The sequence below is a fragment of the Capsulimonas sp. genome, assembly GCF_039929585.1.
GTDB lineage: Bacteria > Armatimonadota > Armatimonadia > Armatimonadales > Capsulimonadaceae > Capsulimonas.
Map to the genome: position 1 here is coordinate 1 of NZ_JBDSQY010000241.1, position 19,227 is coordinate 19,227.

Annotated in this window: 15 protein-coding genes; 1 reads left to right on the plus strand and 14 read right to left on the minus strand. The window is 60.4% G+C overall.

Going from position 1 to position 19,227, the window contains the following annotated elements; all coding sequences use genetic code 11:
- The 14 genes from ABIZ35_RS18230 to ABIZ35_RS18295 all read right to left on the minus strand — a co-directional run.
- The coding region (locus tag ABIZ35_RS18230) for a polyribonucleotide nucleotidyltransferase (RefSeq protein ID WP_348221345.1) at positions 1-2,263 on the minus strand (2,263 nt) is incomplete at its 3' end.
- Between the two features lie 201 nt (positions 2,264-2,464).
- A complete protein-coding gene (gene rpsO / locus ABIZ35_RS18235) occupies positions 2,465-2,740 on the minus strand; it encodes a 30S ribosomal protein S15 (RefSeq protein WP_348221346.1) in 276 nt (91 codons plus the stop codon).
- Between the two features lie 91 nt (positions 2,741-2,831).
- On the minus strand, positions 2,832-4,019 hold the full coding sequence (locus ABIZ35_RS18240) for an AI-2E family transporter (RefSeq protein WP_348221347.1): 1,188 nt from the start codon (positions 4,017-4,019) through the stop codon (positions 2,832-2,834).
- A gap of 49 nt (positions 4,020-4,068) precedes the next feature.
- Entirely contained in the window at positions 4,069-6,648 is a 2,580-nt protein-coding gene (locus ABIZ35_RS18245) for an Ig-like domain-containing protein (protein WP_348221348.1), read from the minus strand.
- A 120-nt stretch (positions 6,649-6,768) separates the two neighbouring features.
- Positions 6,769-7,722 (minus strand): bifunctional riboflavin kinase/FAD synthetase, encoded by a 954-nt coding sequence (locus tag ABIZ35_RS18250; RefSeq protein WP_348221349.1) that lies wholly within the window; start codon positions 7,720-7,722, stop codon positions 6,769-6,771.
- On the minus strand, positions 7,719-8,633 hold the full coding sequence (gene truB / locus ABIZ35_RS18255) for a tRNA pseudouridine(55) synthase TruB (RefSeq protein WP_348221350.1): 915 nt from the start codon (positions 8,631-8,633) through the stop codon (positions 7,719-7,721). The genes ABIZ35_RS18250 and truB overlap by 4 nt, the downstream gene beginning before the upstream one ends.
- Entirely contained in the window at positions 8,633-9,631 is a 999-nt protein-coding gene (locus ABIZ35_RS18260) for a bifunctional oligoribonuclease/PAP phosphatase NrnA (RefSeq protein WP_348221351.1), read from the minus strand. Before ABIZ35_RS18260 ends, truB begins: the two co-directional genes overlap by 1 nt.
- A complete protein-coding gene (gene rbfA / locus ABIZ35_RS18265; protein ID WP_348221352.1) occupies positions 9,628-10,092 on the minus strand; it encodes a 30S ribosome-binding factor RbfA in 465 nt (154 codons plus the stop codon). The genes ABIZ35_RS18260 and rbfA overlap by 4 nt, the downstream gene beginning before the upstream one ends.
- 52 nt (positions 10,093-10,144) lie before the next feature.
- On the minus strand, positions 10,145-10,432 hold the full coding sequence (locus tag ABIZ35_RS18270; RefSeq protein WP_348221353.1) for a DUF503 domain-containing protein: 288 nt from the start codon (positions 10,430-10,432) through the stop codon (positions 10,145-10,147).
- A gap of 77 nt (positions 10,433-10,509) precedes the next feature.
- A complete protein-coding gene (gene infB / locus ABIZ35_RS18275) occupies positions 10,510-12,669 on the minus strand; it encodes a translation initiation factor IF-2 (RefSeq protein ID WP_348221354.1) in 2,160 nt (719 codons plus the stop codon).
- Between the two features lie 43 nt (positions 12,670-12,712).
- Positions 12,713-13,009 carry a YlxR family protein gene (locus tag ABIZ35_RS18280; RefSeq protein ID WP_348221355.1) on the minus strand — a complete coding sequence of 99 codons (297 nt, stop codon included), beginning with the start codon at positions 13,007-13,009 and terminating at the stop codon, positions 12,713-12,715.
- A 51-nt stretch (positions 13,010-13,060) separates the two neighbouring features.
- On the minus strand, positions 13,061-14,284 hold the full coding sequence (nusA, locus tag ABIZ35_RS18285; protein ID WP_348221356.1) for a transcription termination factor NusA: 1,224 nt from the start codon (positions 14,282-14,284) through the stop codon (positions 13,061-13,063).
- Between the two features lie 173 nt (positions 14,285-14,457).
- A complete protein-coding gene (gene msrB / locus ABIZ35_RS18290) occupies positions 14,458-14,976 on the minus strand; it encodes a peptide-methionine (R)-S-oxide reductase MsrB (RefSeq protein WP_348221357.1) in 519 nt (172 codons plus the stop codon).
- Positions 14,977-15,077: 101 nt separating this feature from the next.
- Positions 15,078-15,386 carry a hypothetical protein gene (locus ABIZ35_RS18295; protein ID WP_348221358.1) on the minus strand — a complete coding sequence of 103 codons (309 nt, stop codon included), beginning with the start codon at positions 15,384-15,386 and terminating at the stop codon, positions 15,078-15,080.
- Positions 15,387-15,501: 115 nt separating this feature from the next.
- Between ABIZ35_RS18295 and ABIZ35_RS18300 the strand changes: the two genes are divergently transcribed.
- Complete coding sequence (locus ABIZ35_RS18300; RefSeq protein WP_348221359.1) at positions 15,502-19,155, plus strand: GAF domain-containing protein; 3,654 nt, start codon at positions 15,502-15,504, stop codon at positions 19,153-19,155.
- The last annotated feature ends 72 nt before the right edge of the window (positions 19,156-19,227 follow it).

Below are 19,227 nucleotides of genomic sequence, written 5' to 3' on the forward strand. Positions count from 1 at the left end.
CGCCACGGTCGGGGCGCGGGCCGCGATCGCCGCCACGGTCACCACCGCGTCCGCCGCGGTCGCCGCCAGGGCCACCACTGCGTCCGCCGCGATCACCACCACCGCCGCCGGGGCGCGGGGGACGACCGGGTTCCGGATTTTCCGGATCGAAGGGCTCGTCCAGACCGCGAGCGGTCAGGTTGACGCGTCCCTGGGGATCAATCTCGGTCACGCGGACACGGATCTTATCGCCGAGCTTGATCACATCTTCCGGCTTGCCGATGCGCTCATCGGAGTCCGTCAGCTGCGAAACATGGACGAGGCCGTCCTTGCCGGGAATGATCTCGACAAACGCGCCGAACTGCAGGAAGCGAACGACGGTGCCCTCGTAGATCTCGCCGGGCTTGATCGTCTTGGTCATGTCTTCGATCATCTTGCGGGCCAGCTCGCCGCCAGCGCCATCCACGGAGGCGATGTAGACGGTTCCGTCCTGCTCGATGTCGACCTTCGCGCCGGTTTCAGCGGTGATCTTCTTGATCATCTTGCCGCCCGGTCCGATGACCGTGCCGATTTGGTCAGGCTCGATCTGGATCGTGAAGATGCGCGGAGCGTAATTCGACAGGTTCTCACGCGGGGTCGCAATGGCCTCGGTGATCTTGCTCAGGATGTGCAGACGCGCATCGCGAGCCTGCTGGAACGCCTGCACGAACACGTCGCGCGGCACGCCGCCGATCTTCGTGTCCAGTTGAAGGGCGGTGATGCCCTCGGCGGTTCCGGCGACCTTGAAGTCCATGTCGCCCGAGAAGTCTTCCATGCCCTGGATGTCGGTGAGGACCGCATACTTGCGTCCCACGCCGTTCTCGCCGCTGCCTTCCGGTCCTTCGATCAGGCCCATCGCGATACCGGCGACGGGCGCCTTGATCGGAACGCCCGCGTCCATCAGCGCCAGGGTGCTGCCGCAGGTGGAGGCCATTGAGGTGGAGCCGTTGGACTCAAGCACTTCGGAGGTCAGAAGCATGGTGTAAGGGAACTGCTCGCGGGTGGGAAGCACAGCGCGCAGACCGCGCTCGGCGAGAGCGCCGTGGCCGATTTCGCGGCGTCCGGGGCCGCGCATCGGGCGGGCTTCACCAACGGAGTACGGCGGGAAGTTGTAGAAATGCATGTAATGCTTTTCGGTGTCTTCCTCCAGCGTGTCCACCATCTGCGCATCGTCGCCCGAGCCCAGGACCAGGGTCGTGAGAACCTGGGTCTGTCCGCGGGTGAAGAGGCCGGTGCCGTGGACGCGGGGCAGCAGGCCGACTTCGCAGGTGATCTGGCGAATGTCGGTGGTGCCGCGTCCGTCCGGGCGCTTGCCTTCGGTCAGGATCAAGTCGCGCAATTGCTCCTTGACGACCTTGTCGGCGATTTCCTTGAGGTCGGCGATGTTATCCGGGTACTCGCCCTTCAGCTGATCGACGACATCATTGATCAGAAGGGTCAGGCCAGCTTCGCGGGACGATTTGTCCGGGTCCTGAAGGCCGCTGCGCAGGGATGCGGAGAAGCGGTCGCGGATCACGGTCAGGATCTCTTCGTTCGCCTTGTGCAGGGGAACGTCGACTTTGACGACGCCGACCAGAGCGGCCAGGTCGTTCTGAAGCTTGACGAGAATCTTACAAGCGTCATGCGCGAAGTCCATCGCGGCAAGCATCACTTCTTCGCTGACTTCCGAGGCGCCCGCTTCCACCATCGCAATGGCTTCGTCGGTCGCGGCGACGATCAGGTCGAGCGGGTTGCCCTGCTGCTGCTCGAAGGTCGGGTTCAGGATGAACTCGCCATTCTCGCCAAGTCCAACGCGTACGCAGCCCACAGGGCCGTTGAACGGGATGTTAGAAACGGTCAGCGCAGCGGACGCGGCGGTGACGGCGAGGACGTCGGGCGAAAACTCAGCCTGGTAAGACAGCGGCATCGCGATGACCTGGGTCTCGTTGCGCATGCCGTACGGGAAAAGCGGGCGAAGGGGGCGGTCGATCAAGCGGCAGATCAGGGTCGCCTTCTCGCCGGGGCGTCCGCCGCGCTTGATGAAGCCGCCGGGGATCTTGCCGTTCGCGTACTTTCTCTCTTCGTAATCACAGGTGAGTGGGAAGAAATCCAGGTGCGCCTTCGGCTCCTTGGACATGGTCGCGGTGGCGAGGATGATGGTGTCGCCGTTTTGAAGCCAGACGGCCCCGTTGGCTTGCTTAGCGACTTTACCGGTGCTGATGCGCAGTTTGGCGCCGCACCATTCCGTCTCTACAAAATGTTCCATATGTTCGTGTGTTTCTCCTAAAATCGCGGGGACGCCGTTGTGTTCAACGCGCCTGCGTCCGGGCGATGTCACCGCATCCCGGCAATCAGCGAAGTCTGCTGAAAACGGATACGATGATAAAATAAATGCCTCCCGCGTGATTGCGCAAGGAGGCATGCATTCGAAAGGCCGGACACGCCTGAGCGTAGTCCGGCCAAAATCTTATAATCGGCTGCGAATGCCGAGCTTGCCTACCAGAGCGCGATAGCGGTTGATGTCTTTCGCGGCGAGGTAGTTCAGCAAACGGCGGCGACGACCAACTTGCACCAGCAGTCCGCGGCGCGAGTGGTTGTCATGCTTGTGAATTTTCAAATGCTCGGTCAGCGTGCTGATCGAAGCGGTGAGAAGGGCGATCTGCACTTCCGGCGAACCCGTATCGCCTTCGTGCGTCTTGTTTGTGTCGATGACGACATCTTTTTGTTCTTTGAGCAAAGCCATTCTAGCGTGCCTGAGGCCTCCTAAGCAATTTTAAAAACCTGTGTGATATTCGCCCTAGTATACTCGGCAGGGAAAGTATTGTCAAGCATAATCACTCTTTCTCTGTAATTCGTTTGTTCGAGCGCCGTCTTGCGGCCTCCTGCGCGGCGTCCGCCAGCGAAGAATCGGGCAGCTCGCGCCAGTATCGGTACAGATGGACGACTGTGACGATCGTCAGCGCCGTCAGCGGCGCCGCGAACAATACACCCACCACCCCCGCAATCTCCAGTCCCGCGAACAGCACAAACAGCACCAGAACGGCGTGCAGGCCGAGCGCCTCCCCGACCAGTTTCGGATAGAGAACTTTCGATCCCAGCTCGTTGATGATCACGAAATACACCAGAACAACGCAGACCGCCGCCACGGGATTGTGCAGATGGCTTGGGCTTGCCGCCGCCGCGATCACGGCGGGGATCGCGCCCAGATAAGGACCGAACACTGGGATGAGAGCCGCCGCCGTCACGAGCAGGCCGATCAGCAGCCATAAGTGCAGCCCTAAGATCAGACAGCCGACTGCCGCCAGCGCTCCCACCACAAGTGCGATCAGCAGCTGTCCGCGCACGAAGCTGCCGAGAATGCGATTGACGTCGTCCTGCCAGAGATCGACCCGCATACGCAGGTCCTCGGGCAGCATTGCGTTAAACCCGGAGCGCATTCCGGAGCCGTAAATCAAATAGTACACTGCGATCAGCAAAATGATCACGGACTCGCCCAGCGCACTGAACACATGCCCCAGCACGGGCAGAACTTCTCGCCCAGCGCGAGCTCCCAGATCCTTCATCTCTTTCGGAGGATGCTGGATCGTATCCATCAGACTGAATTTCACGCCGGCGGCGGCCAGTTTTTGATCCACCGTGGACGCGAACGCCAGCAGATGCTCTTGGTATTTGGGCGCGTTCTCGTGCACCGCGCGCACCTGGGCCACCAGATGCCCTTCCAGAGACCAGCAGCCGAAGCCGAAGATCAGCAGGATCGTCAGCACCACCACCGCAACGCTCATCTCACGGCTGGGAACCCGGTGGGACGGACCTAGCTTCGTGCGCCGCAGCCACTCCACCATGGGATCGAGCGCGTACGCCAGCAGCGCCGCCAATGAGAAGATCAGCAGCGTATGAGCCACATGCCCCGCGAGCCAAATCACAATGCCGATCAGCAGGATCAAGATCAGAGAGGAGCTTGTCGTGATGAGCAGACGCAGCCATTTGTCCATGTTGTATTTGCAGCCTCGTGTTATATTCATCGGTGTTACGCCGAGATTAGATTTTGCGCAGCACCGATTATTAACTCTTTTAATGCACCGTCACTGTAACGGAGGCTGTTTTGCTGACGGAGCCCAGTGTCGCCGTCGCCGTGACGACTTTGTCCGTCGCAACCACGGACGGTGTGACGTACTGGTACTTGCTGTACGATCCAGCGGGGATCGTCAGCGTCGTTCCCGCCGGGATCATCAGCGTGTCCGTGCTCGACAGCGCCACGGTGATGCCGCCAGTCGGCGCGGGCGCGTTCAGCACAACTCCCAGGCCGATCGTATGTCCGCCGACCGTGGTCGGTACGGTGAACAGGATCTGCTGGAAGGACGCCAGCACATTGATATTCGCGGTCTTGGAGATCGATCCGTAGGTTCCCGTCAACACCACCGGCGTGTCGGCGTTCACAGGGCGCGATGCGAGTGTCACGGACCCCGTCTTCGCGCCTGCCGCAATGTTGATGGTCCCGCCCGCAATCGCCGTCGAATTGCTGCTCACCACGACTGCGGCGCCTCCGGTGGGCGCCGCCACTTGCAGCGTCGCCGTGACGACAATAGAAACGCCCGCCGCCACGGAGGCGGGCGTCGTCAGTCCCGTCAGCGCGGGCGGCTTCACGGTGTAGTTTGCGGATTTCGTGGTGGAGCCCAAAGTCGCGGTTGCGGTAATGACCGTGTCCGCCGAAACTGTCGTCGGAATGCCCTGCCGGAATGCCGCGTAGGCGCCTGCGGGGATAACAAGCGTCGTTCCCGCAGGAATGAAATTCGCATCTGAGCTCGACAAAGCGACGGTGACGCCGCCCACAGGCGCGGGAGCGTAAAGCGAGACGCCAACCTGCACCGCCACGCCGCTGTTGCCTGTCGGAACAGTGAACACGATGGCCTGGAACGACGCCTGCACCGTGATACTGTCCGTTTTCGTGACGCCCGCATAACTTCCGCTCAGCGTCACGGGGGTATCAGCCGCCACGGAGTGGCTTGGAAATGCAGCGACGGCGGTGTTAAGACCGGCGGGGATGGTGATCGTTCCTCCGTCCATTACCGGAGAGTCGCTCGTTACGGTTACCGTCAATCCGCCCACCGGAGCGGAGTTCTGAAGCGTCGCCCGGACCGTCAGATTCTGGCCACCGGGAACGGTCGCATTCGAAGTGAGACTCAAAAGCACGGGGGCGACATAATTGACGTTGATCGTGACAGTCGCCGGGGCGCTTGTGTAGACTCCGTTGTTGACGGTGAATGTGAAACTGTCCGCGCCGTAGTAGTTTGCGACGGGCGTGTATGTCAGGTTAGGCGCAGTCCCCGTCAGGAAGCCATGCGCTGGATTGGTCTTGATGAAAGTCAAGGGGCGCGCCGGGACGTTTCGGTCGAGTCCCTTGAGCAAGATCGCGACGGCCGTGTTTTCGGGAGTATTCACGGTCATCAGAGTCGCGGATGGCTGCTGGAATTCAAATGCGCCGATATCGGGCGCCGCGTAGCGCGGAAGGTTGTCGCGATCTACGCCGGGAACGGTTCCTCCGGCCGGAACGACCGTTCCAACAGCGGAACCGAGGTCGATCAGAGGGGATGATGTCAGGACGCGCAGATTGTCGAGCGCCGGATTGACCTGAGCGGCGTCGACGAAGTTAGGCGGCGCCGTGATATTGCCGTTCACTCCAGCATAGCCCGCTTGATTGACATCGCAGTGGTTCGCCGTGAAACCTGGGTTGAGCGTGGAAATCTCCACGGGCGACGAATCGCCGTAGAGCGCGCAGTTGGTCAGCGCGGCGACGCCATTGTAAGCGCTCACAACGCCCTGGAGCAATCCGTCGCCGGGCAGCGGAATCAATCCGGTGGAGTTGGCCGAAACATATCCGAAAGCGTTGTTCTTCACGAAAGTGGAGTTGATGACGCTGACCATTGGGCTCGTTGCGCTGTAGCCCGCCACATCGATCGCTCCGCCGTCATAGCTCGCCGTGTTGGCGTCGAACACGCAGTTGATGATCTGAACCTTCTGCGCCAAGCCAGGACTGTTCGCGATACACTCGATCGCGCCGCCAAACCCTGAACTCGTGCTCATGTCGCCGGCGGTGTTGCCAAAGAACGAACACTGGGAGATCACCGCGCCGGACGCCGCGTTGTCAGAGATCACGGCAATGGCGCCGCCCTCGGCCAATGCGCTGTTATTGATGAAAACACATCGATGGACAATCAAGTTGCTATCGACTACCGTAATCGCGCCGCCCAGATCATGCAGGCTGTTCTTGATGGTAAAACCACGGAACAGCATGGTGTTGTTTTGTCCGCCCTGGACTGTCAGGGTCTGTTTCTGGTTGGCTTCCGTTCCGCCGCTGTTATCCAGAAATGTCACGCCCGATCCGCCCGTCGAATCGATCGTCAGGTTTTTGGTTCCAATATCAAGATTTGTATTGCCGACGCCGGAATATGTGCCCGGCGCCACGGTCACCGTGTCGCCGGAAGCGGCCGCATCGATGCCCGCCTGGATCGTTGGATACTGGGAAGGAACCAGCCGTGTCGTGGCGTGCGCCGCAGATGCGGCGAAGAGAATCCCAATCGAAAGAGACGGGATAAGAAGCCTGCGAAGGCGCTGCAGGAGTTTTTTTCCTGAGGGGGTAGTGTGAGGCATCATGGCTCCATTCCGTCGGGTAACACGTTCGCCCTCAGGTCATATTGAGATTTTTTGTAATTCAGCGTCGAAGCAAGTGTAATCGTGATTGAACTTTATCACAATCCCAAAGGACTGTCAATGTCACACGGCTGAAATCGCAGTGAGGATCTTTTCGGCGGCTTCCACATCGCGGGCGATCTGAGCCGTCAGCTCGTCTAGAGATGAGAATTTCTGTTCGTTGCGCAGCTTCTGTCGGAACTCCAGGTCCACGCGCTGTCCGTAGATATCGCCCTGGAAGCCGCCCATCAGATACGCCTCGATCTTGCGGCGCCCGTCGCTGTCGGTGGTGGGATTCAAGCCGACGCTGACCGCCGTGTGCGCCTGTCGGCCGCCTTCGAGATACGCAATGCCTGCATAGATTCCATTGGCGGGCGCGATCTGCTCAGCTTCCACCGGAGCGAGATTCGCCGTCGGATAGCCGATCGTGCGGCCGAGCTTTTTGCCCTCGACCACGGTTCCTGAATAAACGAACGGATGGCCCATCAAATCCGCCGCCGCGACCACATCCCCTACCGCGAGCGCCTCACGCACGAGCGTACTGCTGATCCGCACCCCGCTGAATAGGACCGGCGGCAGGATCGTCACCGCGAAGCCGCGCTCTGCGCCCTCGGACAGGAGCGTGCTGACGGTCCCGGCACGGTTGCGACCGTAGCGAAAATCCGCGCCGACCAGAATATGTCGAGCTCCCAGCGCGCCGACCAGGATATCCTCGACAAATCGAGAGGGAGACAGGCCAGCGAACTCGCGCGTGAACGGCGCGATCATCACAGTCTCGATCTCACCATATTTGCGGATCAGACCGACGCGCTGCGCGAGAGTCGTGATCAGTCCGGGAGAGCTGTGCGGGGCGAGCAGTTGTGAGGGATGGATATCGAATGTGAGAATAGTCGGCGTCGCCTGAAGAGAGCGGGCCTCACGCGCCGTTTGGTGAAAGATCTCTTGGTGCCCACGATGCACGCCGTCGAAGACCCCGATGGCGACAACGGTGTTGGAAAGAGGCAAATCGGAGGAACTGAGTCCGTGGACGACCTTCATGAGTGTTCCGTGGAAAAGACCTTAAACGGGCGCAGCGCGCCGGCTTCGGCAAGCGCCAGCGCGACTAACTGCTGATTGGCGTCAACGACGCGCACGATCGGCGTGTCGGCAAGTTCGGTCGGGACGGTTCGTCCATGGAGAATATCCGCGCGCCGCGCATCGTCCACGGACTGCATCGGAAAGCTTCGCAGCGCTTCCGAAGCCGGAGTGAGCAGCGAAAGTACGTTCTCAGGCGTGATCGTCTCCAGCGGCGCCGCACTGTCGGCATGGAACGCGCCGACGGCGGTCCGGCGCAGGCTCGCCATGTGTCCCCCCACCCCCAGCGCCTTGCCGATATCGGCGCAGAGCGTGCGGATATACGTTCCCTTGCCGCACTCAACGTCTAAGATCGCCGTTGCATTCGGGCCGGGCGCAAAATCGCTCATCGCCAGCGAATCGATTCGAATCGTTCTCGCTTCGCGCTCCACGGTGATTCCGGCGCGCGCCAGCTCATAAAGACGCTTGCCTTCATGATGGACCGCGCTCACCATCGGCGGGATCTGTGAGATTTCGCCCATAAAGTCCGGCAGAAGCTTCTCCAAATCCTCGCGCGTGATGTGCGAAGCATCCGTCTGCGAAAGGACCTGGCCGGAGGCGTCCTCGGTGTCGGTCTCCGAGCCGAGTTGGATGACGGCCCGATACGCTTTTCCCTGATCGGCGAGGTATTCGGCAATTCTTGTCGCCGGGCCAACGCAAACTAAAAGAACGCCGGTAGCGTCCGGGTCCAGCGTGCCGGCGTGACCGACCTGCTTGACACGCGCCGCCCGCCGGATATGGTACACGACATCATGCGAAGTCATCCCCGCCGGCTTATCGACATTGAGCACGCCCACCATCCGAGGATCGGGCTTGGGCTTGGAAGCGGCCGCCATTAACTGACCGCCGGAAGCGCGGCGATGACCGCGCCGATCACCAAACTCTCGGCCTTCGCCAAGGGATGCGCAACGCTGCATCCGGCCGCCATTTTGTGGCCGCCGCCGCCGAACTGCTGCGCGATCTCCGCGACGTTCACGGTGTCGCGCGAGCGCAGGGAGATGCGCACGGAGCCGCCGGGCATCTCGCGGAAGAACACGCCCACTTCAGCGTTGCGCACGCCGCGTACATAATTGACGATGCCCTCGGTGTCTTCATCCGTCGCGCCCAGCGCGATAAAGTCTTCTAAAGCGGCATGCGCCCAGATCACGCGCCCATCGGGGGTGGATGTCAGCGTGGAAAGCGTGGCGCCAAGCATCTTGGTCGCGGCGAAGCTGCGATTTTCAAATACATTTTCGGAGATGTATGCCGGCGGCGCGCCGTGCTCCAGCAAGGCCGCCGCGACATGGAAGGTGTTGGGAGTGACGTTTTGAAATCGAAACGAGCCCGTATCGGTAATCACGCCTGTAAACAAACACGTGGCGATTGCTTTGTCGATCGGCAAGTCCATGTACTGAACCAGGGCGTAAACGATTTCGGAAGTCGATGCGGCCTTGGAATTGAGCACGCGGATATCGCCGAAGCTGTTCGCGGTGACGTGGTGATCGACATCGATCGTTTTGGCCGCGCGCTGCACGATGGGAAGCACACTGTCCCCCACCCTCGAAAGGTCGCCGCTGTCCAGCACGATCGCCAGATCGAACTCGGAGGTCTCTGAGCCCTGCCGAACGAGTTCCGAGCCCGGCAGGAATTTATACATCTCGGGAACGCCGTCGGCGGAGAGCAGCGTGATTTCCTTGTTCAGCGGCGCCAGGGCAAGCGCGAGGCCGATCATGGAGCCGAGGGCGTCGCCGTCAGGATTCACATGGCAGGCGAACACCATTGTGCGCGCCTGCCGGATCGCCTCCGCAGCCTGCGGGATCGTCGTCAATAGGTCGGGGATGGTGTCCTGGCTCATGCGCCGGCCTTGTCCTTGTCTTCGGTTTCCGAGGCGTCTTCATCATCTCCAGGCTCGTCCGTCTCTTCGGCGTCTTCGTCTTCCGCGGGCGCGGCGGCGGCGCGCTCGGCATCCTCGCGCTTGATCCGCTCCAGCATCTCGAACATCTTGCCGCCGCGCTCCAGCGCGTCGTCATAGCGGAACGAGATTTCGGGAACGTTGATCACGGTTTTACGCCGTCCCAGCTCGCCACGCAGGTGGCCCGTGGCGCCTTTGAGGGCTGCAAGCTCGTCTTTACGCGCCTGTTCGTCGCCCAGAACGCTGAAAAAGACAGTGGCGTGCTTGAGATCCGGGGTCACCTCCACTTCCGTGATGGAGAGAAGACCCTTCGAAAAGCGCGGATCGCGAAGATCGCGCCGGATAATATCGGAAATTTCTGCGCGCAGGGTTTCCTGCAGGCGCTGTTTTCTAGTCGCTGGCATAATATGTTAATTCCATTGGGGAGACGCGTTTTGGCGCCTCAGGGCGCTCGCTCTAAAGCATCTCCATCTCATAATGTCCCAGCTCCGCGCGCGGATCGCGTTCCAGGTGATCGATCACTTTATCGAGCACCTCGTTCGCAAACCGATTGTCGGTCGTCACCAGGGCGATTCCGATGGTGGCGCGGCGCCAGAGATCGTGATCCGCGACTTCCGAAGCGGACACGTTGAAATCGTTACGCAGATGCGCCAGGATGCTTTTCAGCACCTGGCGCTTATCTTTCAGCGATTGGGCGCTTTCGATCTGCAATTCAGCCGTCAGGACGCCGATGACCATAGTCATATGTTCGCGGCCGCATCACGCGGCCGCCGTCGGCGCGGGAGCAAATTCGCCCCCACGCCATGGATCATACGCTCAGTTTAGAGCGTGCGCTCGATACGCTTCAGTTCGTAGCACTCAATACGATCTTCGATGACTGGGTCGTAACCGGGCACCAGGATACCGCACTCGTAGCCCTGAGCCACTTCGCGCGCATCGTCCTTCTCGCGCTTGAGCGTATCGATCTTGCCTTCAGCCACAAGCTTGCCGCCGCGCTTGACGCGCACGTTGGCGTTGCGGACAACCTTGCCGTCCAGGATGTAGCTGCCAGCGATCGAGCCGCCGGAACGAGGCAGGCGGAACACGGCGCGCACTTCGGCGACGCCCAGGGCGCTTTCCTCGTAGATCGGATCGAGCAGGTTCGCCATCGCCTTTTTGACGTCGTCAAACAGGTCGTAGATGATCCGATACTCGCGGATATCGACATGCTCGGCTTCCGCCATCTTCACCGCGCCCGGCTCAGGCCGGACATTGAAGGCGAGGATCAGCGCCGAAGACGCCGCCGCCAGCTGCACATCGGAGTCGCCGACCGAGCCGACGCCGCTGCCGATGAACTTGACCTTGACTTCCGGATGGTCGATCTTCTCCAGCGACTGCTGGATAGCCTCTACGGATCCCTGGACATCGCCCTTGACGATCAAGTTCAGAGTCTTTGACGGCGTGGCCTTGAAGTGACGCTGCATGTCCTCCAGCGTCATCACTCGGCGCGAGCCCATCTGATCTTCCTTGATGTCTGAAGCGCGACCTTCAGCGATCTGGCGCGCGATCTTTTCGTTCTTAGCGACTTCGAACCGGTCGCCGGCCTTCGGAACGCCGTTTAGCCCCAGGATGACAACCGGGAACGCCGGAGGCGCGTCCTTGATGCGCTGGCCCATGTCGTCCACCATCGCCTTGATGCGGCCAAAAGTGGTTCCCGCGACGACCGAGTCGCCCATCTTGACCGTGCCCTGGTCAACGAGGATCGTGGTGACGACGCCGCGCCCCTTGTCGATCTCCGCCTCAATAACCCATCCGGTCGCCGGAGCGCTCGGATCGGCCTTCGGCTCGATTTCGGCGTCGGTGACGAGGATGATCTTCTCCAGAAGGTCGTCCAGACCGAGACCCTCTTTCGCCGACAGCTCGACGGTCTGCACGTCGCCGCCGTAGGCTTCGGGCATGACGTTATGCTCGGTCAGCTGCGTCAGAACGCGGGTCGGGTTCGCGCCGTCCTTGTCGATCTTGTTGACGGCGACGATCATCGGGACGCCGGCGGCTTTAATGTGATTGATCGCCTCGATCGTCTGCGGCATAATGCCGTCGTCGGCGGCGACCACCAGGATGGCGATGTCCGTGACCTGCGCGCCGCGAGCGCGCATCGCCGAAAATGCTTCGTGGCCCGGAGTGTCCAGGAAGGTGATCTTGCGCATCACTCCTGCGTTTGTCGGATCCTCAACGGACACCTGATAAGCGCCGATGTGCTGCGTAATGCCGCCATGCTCGGTGTCCACGACGCGCGCCTTGCGGATTGCGTCCAGAAGAGTCGTCTTGCCGTGGTCAACGTGGCCCATGATGGTCACAACGGGCGGACGGGAGACGGGGCCGGCAGCCTTCTGGCGCGGCTTCGCGGCGACCACGGCCACCTTCGGCGCGGCGGGAGCGGCCGGCGCGGCTTCCACAGCCTGCGGCGCGGGCGTAATCGCATTTGTGTTCGTGGTTGTCGCGACGGCGGCTTGCGGCGCAGCGGGAGCAGCCTGCGGAGCAACAATGTTGACCGGCACGCCGTAGCTCTTCGCCAGACGAGTGACGACTTCGGGGCTCAATTTTTGGTTGAGCGACGCGAGTACGCCCAGGCCCATCAGCTTTTTCTGGATTGTTGGGGCCGGAATGGAAATCAGGTCGGCGAAATCCTTGAGCGAAACCACGCTCGGGATATCCACGACTTTGCCGGAAGCGGCGGGGCTTTCGGCGGCGGGAGCCGCTGTGGCCGCAGCGGGCTTGGGAGCCGAGCCGTTGCCGTTATGATGAGTGGACGGCGCGGACGCGCCGTTGGATACTCCGTTCGCCCGGTCGGCGACGCGCTTGCGCACACCTTCGGCGGCGGAGTCATTAATTGTGCTCGAAGCTGTCTTTGTCGGTTCGCCCAGTTCTTTCAGGACATCCAACAGTTCATTGCTCGTCAGCTTCAGTTCTTTCGCGAGATCGTATATACGCACACCAGACATAAGGTCAATTCACCTCTCGTTGCAGCTCTTTTATTTTAAATCATCACGCATTCACTCCTGCAGAATGAGCGTTTGCGGCCGCCGCCTTGAGGTCGGCGGCCAGAGTTTCGGATACGGCCTTCACACTCAGCGAGCGCTCGAAGCGCTTCTGCTTGATGGCCTTGTCGATACAATCGTCCGACGCGCAAACATACGCGCCGCGCCCGTTCGCCTTACCGTCCGCGTCGAAACGGACGACGCCATCGTCGCCGGGCTCGCGCACGATGCGGAGCAGTGTCCGCTTGGCGGACGTTTCACGGCAGACGACACAGGTTCGAAGCGGGACGTGGCGCTGTTTCATGTCGGTTTTCTCTCGGTCCCCTGCCCTGATTTGGGGCAAGGGCGCGAAGCCTTAATCCTCGTCGTCGAACGCCTTCAGCATGTCGGCGGTGATGACGACTTCCTCATCATACTCCACGGCGTTCTCATCCACCACGGGAGCAGTCGCCACGGCGGCTTTCACCGGGCTTGGATTAGCCCGCTCCGCCTCGGCCTGCCGCTCTTCCTCAGCCACTTCCTCAGCGGCCTTGGCGAAGACGGCCTTCGCTTCCTGCGACTCGGACCGGATATCGATTCTCCAGCCCGTCAGACGCGCCGCGAGTCGCACGTTCTGTCCGGATTTGCCGATCGCCAGCGACAGCATGTTGTCGGGAACGAGGACGAAGCAGGACTTCTTTTCCTCGTTGACCTTGACGTTCACGCTCTTCGCGGGAGACAGGCTTTCCGCAACGAACTGCGACACGTTGGCGCTCCAGCGCACGATGTCGATCTTTTCGTCGTACAGCTCGGAAACGACCGCCTGGACGCGGGCGCCCCGGTGGCCGACGCACGCGCCGACCGGATCGATCTTGTCGTCTTCACAGGCCACGGCGATCTTGGAGCGCGCGCCCGCTTCACGGGCGACGCTTTTGATCTGCACGGACCCATCCGCAATCTCCGGCACTTCAAGCTCGAACAGTCGCCGAATTAAGCTCGGGTGGGACCGGGAAACGATCACCTGAGGGCCCCTGGACGACCGACGGACTTCCAGCAAGTATACCTTGATACGATCGCTAAAGCGATATGGCTCGCCAGGCACCTGCTCCTGCTGGGGCAGCAATGCTTCGAGCTTACCGATGTTGATATAGACGTTTCCGCCTTCATGACGCTGCACGATCCCCGTCGCGACTTCGCCGATCTTCGCGTTGAACTCGTCGAAGACTTTTTCGCGCTCGGTCTCGCGGAACTCCTGCATCATGACCTGACGCGCCGTTTGGGCCGCGATCCGTCCGAAGTTCTCGGGCGTCACTTCCACCGCGATCATGTCGCCGTACTCGGCGTTCGGATTGATCTTGCGGGCCGTCTCCAGCGACATCTCCGCATGCTCGTTGCCGACAGGCTCGATAACCAGCTTCTCGCACGAAAACTTAAATGAGTTCTTGGTCGTATCGATATGGACGTTGACGTCGCCCGCGATTCCATAGTGCTTCTTATATGCCTTCCCCAGCGCGACCTCAAGGGTCTTCAGCAGGGTGGCGAAGGGAATCTCTTTTTCCTTCTCGATTTGCCGCAGGGCTTCAATAAAATCGCCGTTCATAAGCCTCCCACCATCTTCCGAACTATCCCACGGCGCCAAGGGCGCGCCGCCCAATTATGGGTTTGTCCCTAACAAGACGAAAGAGCGGGCTGTCGCCCGCTCTTTCAGAAGTGAATAATCTGAAACTCTGCTGTTATTATAGCATATTCAGAGGCCCTCACGCAAGATGCAAGCTACTTCCCCTTCTCAAACGCGAGCGCCGCAGAATTCATACAGTAGCGCAGATGCGTTGGCGCCGGGCCATCGTCGAACACATGTCCCAGGTGTGCGCCGCAGCGCGCGCAAACAACTTCCGTGCGCGACATCATCAGAGAATTGTCCGTGATTTCCTTCACGTGGGTCTTGTCCATCGGCGCCCAGAAGCTGGGCCAGCCCGTCCCCGATTCGAACTTTGTCTCCGAGCTGAAGAGCGTATAGCCGCAGTCCACGCACTTGTACGTTCCCTTATCGTGGTTGTTCCAGTACTTGCCCGAATACGGCGCTTCCGTGCCCGCATGGCGCGTCACATCATACTGCTCAGGAGTCAGGATCTTTTTCCATTGTGCGTCGGTCTTTGCAAACTTAGGATCGAACCCCTTTGCCGAAGCCGATGCGGGCTTCGGCGCGTGCTTCACAGCCGCCAGCCCCGCCACGGTCACGGCGAACAGCGCCCCCAAAGCAACGATCATTCCCACGGACTTAAAGCTTCTCATAATGACTACGTCTCCTCGCCAATACTGTGTAACATTGACTTTTCTTAATAGTTATAACAGAGGAGACGCATCAAAAGTTCATTTCGCAGATTACAAATCGATTAAAATCGCCGGTCGGGGATATGGATGCTGGCGGTTTCACCGATCGCAAACGGGCTGTCGGAGATGTCTGATCCCACGATATCGCCGCTGTTGCCTTCCGGCGTTAAGAGATCTTCGAAATCCTCGGGCACCGGGCGACGGCCGGGCGCGCCATGCAGTCCGTTGCGCATATCGATCTCAGCTTCCTCCAGGGTCTCCGTCTGCGCCGCGACGGCGGCGCCGAACTGTTTATCATTGGGATCCAGTTCGACCGTGGGCTTGTGCTTGTCGTAGGATTCGCCGTGCTGAATTTCTTGAGTGGTGGCCATGGGTTGTTCCTCGCATTGATTTCTGATGAAATTGTTCCCGCATGCCTGCCCCAGCAAACCTGATTCGCCTTGACATTGCGCATAAAGTACCGGATAATGGCCCTGTGAGTTCGATATGATGCAATACCCTCCGGCCTATCAAGATTTAAGCGCCCTGCTTCTGCAGGCGGCGCGTGCGTTTGAGCGCGAAGGCCCGGTCCTGCAGCAGCTCAACACCCTTGCCCACGACGCACTCGGCGCCGAGAGAAGCGCGATTTTTGTTGTCGGAGCCGCCGACCAGCTTACCCGCGTCGCGGGCGACGCCGACGAACTGCTGGAAACCCAGACACGGGAGTTCCTTTCCAAACACACCACTTATGACGACTCCGCCAGCGAGTGCGATTGGCGCGCCTGCCGGATATTGCTTTCCGACGGCGTTCATCTTGGGGCTTGGTCGTTTCGTCTTCCGGAAGGATCGGCTGTGGAAGTGTGGGATGTTCTCACGCACGCTCTGACGCCGTTCGTACTGCTCGGCCTGCGCCAGTCGTATTGGCAAGATCAGGTCTCCGCCGCGCGCACACAGCTGGAGCGGCGAATTCGGGAAGTCGAAGCTGTTTATGAAATCGGCCAGGCCACGGACGAACAAGACATCAACCGCCTGATGGACTTGATCACGGAGAAGGCCGCCTCAGTCATGGATGCGCAGGCCTGCTCCCTGATGCTCAAGGAGCCGGAAAGCGGGATGATGACGATCGTCGCCTCCTACGGTCTGACAACCAGCGTTGTCGAAAACACCCGCATCCTCATCGGCAGCGGGATCGCCGGATATGTCGCCGCCACGGGCCAGCCGCTGCGCATGAATTCTCTGGACGATGTTCCGGAGCTCAAGAACCAGCATCTCACAAAGCAGCTGGGCGTCGCTTCGTCGATCTGCATGCCCATGAAGGACGAGCAGGGCGAGGTGCAGGGCGTGCTGTGTATCCGCCGCAACCTGCCGACATCGACGTTCAACGACGACGACCTCCGTTTGTTTAGCATCTTCGCCACTCACGCCTCTCTCGCGATCAACAACGCCAAACTTTACAAAAACCTCAATAATAAGATCCAGGAACTGTCCACGCTGTCGGATTTGACGGAGACGATCACTTCGACTCTTGACCTCGATCAGGTGCTGAACCAGGTTGCGGATAACATTGTCGATGTCGTCAAGTTCGACCGATGCCGTATCTACCTGTGCGACGTGGACACGGGACGGTTCTCCGCGCGCATTGTCCGGGGCTTCGAATGGAACCCCGATGAGAAGCGGGACGCCAATATCGGCCTCGGCGAGGGCGTGATCGGCAGTATCGCGCAGCGTCAGGTTCCCGTGCTCGTGGACCGCCCGGATCTGGAGCCGCCGCACGTTCGACAGTACGCTCATACGCTGAACATGACGTCGTTTTATGCCCAGCCGATCGTCGCGCGCGGCCGCTGTATCGGCGTCGTGGTCGTCAGCCACTCCGACCCTGCGCGCTGGATTACTGCGGACGGCATTGGCCTGCTCTCTACGTTCGTCCATCAGGCGGGCATCGCGATTGAGAATGCGCGTTTCTACGCCAGCCAGGAACGGCGCTACGCGGAGCTGACGACGCTTTATGAAGTGAGCCGTAACCTCGCGGTGACGTCGGGCGTTCAAAAGGCGGCCAAGGCTGTTAACGACCTTGCAGCCAAGATCACCGACAGCGACGCCGGCGTTCTGCTGCACTTCGAATCCAACAAGGAAGCGATGCGTGCGATCGAGTGGCGCGGCATCCCGGATCATTTGGAGAAACACTTGAAGGACATCGTCGCGGCCCTTCCCGTTGCGTCCGCCGCGCAGGCCCTGCGCGCGCCCCGCCTGCTGTCGCCACAGGATATCCCCACATACTTCGGTCCCGAGTGGACGCCGTTTTTCGCGGCGTTTTTAGAACGGCACCATTCCAGCGCTCTGATCCCGCTCGTCGTCGAAGATATCGCCATCGGCTTTTTGCTGCTCGGCAAACAGCACGAAGACTATGGCGTGGAGCAGCTGAAGCTGATCGCCGTCGCTTCTTCCCAGGCCGCCGTCGTCCTCAGCGGCGCCACCTCCTATGAGCGTCGCATCGACCAGCGTGAACTGGAGCTTTCGGCGATCTACGAGCTCATGCAGAAAGTTCGTACGGCGACCTCGCTGGACGAAGCGCTGTCCAGCATCCTGGAAATCGTCGCCAGCCTTGTCTGGAGCGATCAATCCATTCTTTACACCGTGGATGAAGAAGGCGAAACGATGACGGCCCGCGCCGCGCGCGGCGTCGACGCTTCCGCAGTCATTGGTTCCGTCACCCTGCCGCTGAGCGGCGAACACCTCGCCGCCCGCGCTCTGCGCGCCCGCACGGGCCTGATCGCCTCTTCCGTCGCCGAAGAGGACGATCCGGCGCCCGACCCGGAAATCGCTCGTCAGTCCGTATTGGCGATCCCGCTTTTGGTCGGCGACGAAACGGTGGGCGTTCTGACCATGCAGGCTCACACTCCCGGCGCCTTTAACGAAGAAAGCGTCATGCTGCTGCATCTGGTCGCTTCGCAGGCGGCCACGATCTATCGCGAGATGAGCTCGTTCCGCACCCTCACGCGCTATACCGACAATATTCTGCGCTCCATCGCCGCCGGCGTCATTACGATCAACAAGGACGGTTATATCGTCACATGGAACGCGCGCGCCGAGGAGATCATCAACCTGCGCGCGCACCAGATCATCGGCCGGCATTACAAAGAGTTCTTCCAGATGCTTCAGGTCGATACGGCCGTGCGCGAGGAAACCATGCAGATGGTGGAGCTGACGGCGCAGACCGGCAAGGTCTTTACCCGCAACCAGCTTTGTTATCATTCGCCGCAGGGCGACGAGACCTACGTCAATCTCAGCGCCTCGCAGCTCAAGAACGAATCCGGAGAGTATCTGGGCGTCGTCGTCGTCTTTGAAGACGTCACCAATGAGATGCAGATGAAGGAAGAAGTGGAGCGCGTCAGCAAGCTCGCCGAGACCGGCCAGCTGGCCGCGAACATCGCGCACGAGCTGCGCAACCCCCTGAGTTCCATCAAAGGCGCCGCTCAGCTTTTACGCAATGAACTGCCGGACGAGTTTATTGATATGCATGGCGAATTTTTGGATATTATTATTGAGGAAGTAAACGGCCTTAATCGTATGACGAGCGAATTCTTAGAATTCTCGCGCGTCAGCCCGCCGCAGATGCAGAGCGTCAGTCTCAATCAGATCCTGGGGCGCCTCATTCAGTTCATGAGCGCTTACTTGAACGATCAGGATATTGAGTTCGCACAGAACTACGCCGAGGATCTTCCCAACGTTCTCGTGGACAAATCGCAAATCGAACAAGTGATCCGCAACATTGTGATCAACGCCGCGCAGTCCATGCCGCACGGCGGAAAGCTCACGATCGTCACTCGGTACCTGGCAGAACAGGATACCGCCGAAGTCGATTTCGAAGACAAAGGCGTCGGGATCAACGCAAACAAACTGGAGAAGATCTGGACACCGTTTTTCACGACCAAGACCAAGGGAACTGGACTTGGACTTGCAATCGCACGCAAAATCGTCGAGACCCACGGAGGCCGTCTTACGGCGCGCAGTATGCCGGGAGAAGGCTCTACGTTTACAATGCAGCTTCCGGTGCATCCATTGTATACCACCGTCGTTCCGCAGTCACGCACGGATATTTCCGATCAGCGCAGCGACCGCCCGGGCGGTTATTTCGAGTGGTCCAGCACGGACCTCGCTTAGCAAGGAACCAATTTTCTTCGGCGCTTAAAAGCGTCGTGATTGTACTCGGAAGGAGTGGGCCCACCGCGGCGC

What these genes read in the sequence shown, in the direction of transcription:
- msrB (WP_348221357.1), bottom strand. Translation starts at nt 14,976, where the DNA reads ATGAGAAGCTTTAAGTCCGTGGGAATGATCGTTGCTTTGGGGGCGCTG.
- ABIZ35_RS18295 (WP_348221358.1), bottom strand. Translation starts at nt 15,386, where the DNA reads ATGGCCACCACTCAAGAAATTCAGCACGGCGAATCCTACGACAAGCAC.
- ABIZ35_RS18245 (WP_348221348.1), bottom strand. Translation starts at nt 6,648, where the DNA reads ATGATGCCTCACACTACCCCCTCAGGAAAAAAACTCCTGCAGCGCCTT.
- truB (WP_348221350.1), bottom strand. Translation starts at nt 8,633, where the DNA reads ATGGCGGCCGCTTCCAAGCCCAAGCCCGATCCTCGGATGGTGGGCGTG.
- nusA (WP_348221356.1), bottom strand. Translation starts at nt 14,284, where the DNA reads ATGAACGGCGATTTTATTGAAGCCCTGCGGCAAATCGAGAAGGAAAAA.
- infB (WP_348221354.1), bottom strand. Translation starts at nt 12,669, where the DNA reads ATGTCTGGTGTGCGTATATACGATCTCGCGAAAGAACTGAAGCTGACG.
- ABIZ35_RS18270 (WP_348221353.1), bottom strand. Translation starts at nt 10,432, where the DNA reads ATGACTATGGTCATCGGCGTCCTGACGGCTGAATTGCAGATCGAAAGC.
- ABIZ35_RS18260 (WP_348221351.1), bottom strand. Translation starts at nt 9,631, where the DNA reads ATGAGCCAGGACACCATCCCCGACCTATTGACGACGATCCCGCAGGCT.
- rpsO (WP_348221346.1), bottom strand. Translation starts at nt 2,740, where the DNA reads ATGGCTTTGCTCAAAGAACAAAAAGATGTCGTCATCGACACAAACAAG.
- rbfA (WP_348221352.1), bottom strand. Translation starts at nt 10,092, where the DNA reads ATGCCAGCGACTAGAAAACAGCGCCTGCAGGAAACCCTGCGCGCAGAA.
- ABIZ35_RS18280 (WP_348221355.1), bottom strand. Translation starts at nt 13,009, where the DNA reads ATGAAACAGCGCCACGTCCCGCTTCGAACCTGTGTCGTCTGCCGTGAA.
- ABIZ35_RS18250 (WP_348221349.1), bottom strand. Translation starts at nt 7,722, where the DNA reads ATGAAGGTCGTCCACGGACTCAGTTCCTCCGATTTGCCTCTTTCCAAC.
- ABIZ35_RS18300 (WP_348221359.1), top strand. Translation starts at nt 15,502, where the DNA reads ATGATGCAATACCCTCCGGCCTATCAAGATTTAAGCGCCCTGCTTCTG.
- ABIZ35_RS18240 (WP_348221347.1), bottom strand. Translation starts at nt 4,019, where the DNA reads ATGAATATAACACGAGGCTGCAAATACAACATGGACAAATGGCTGCGT.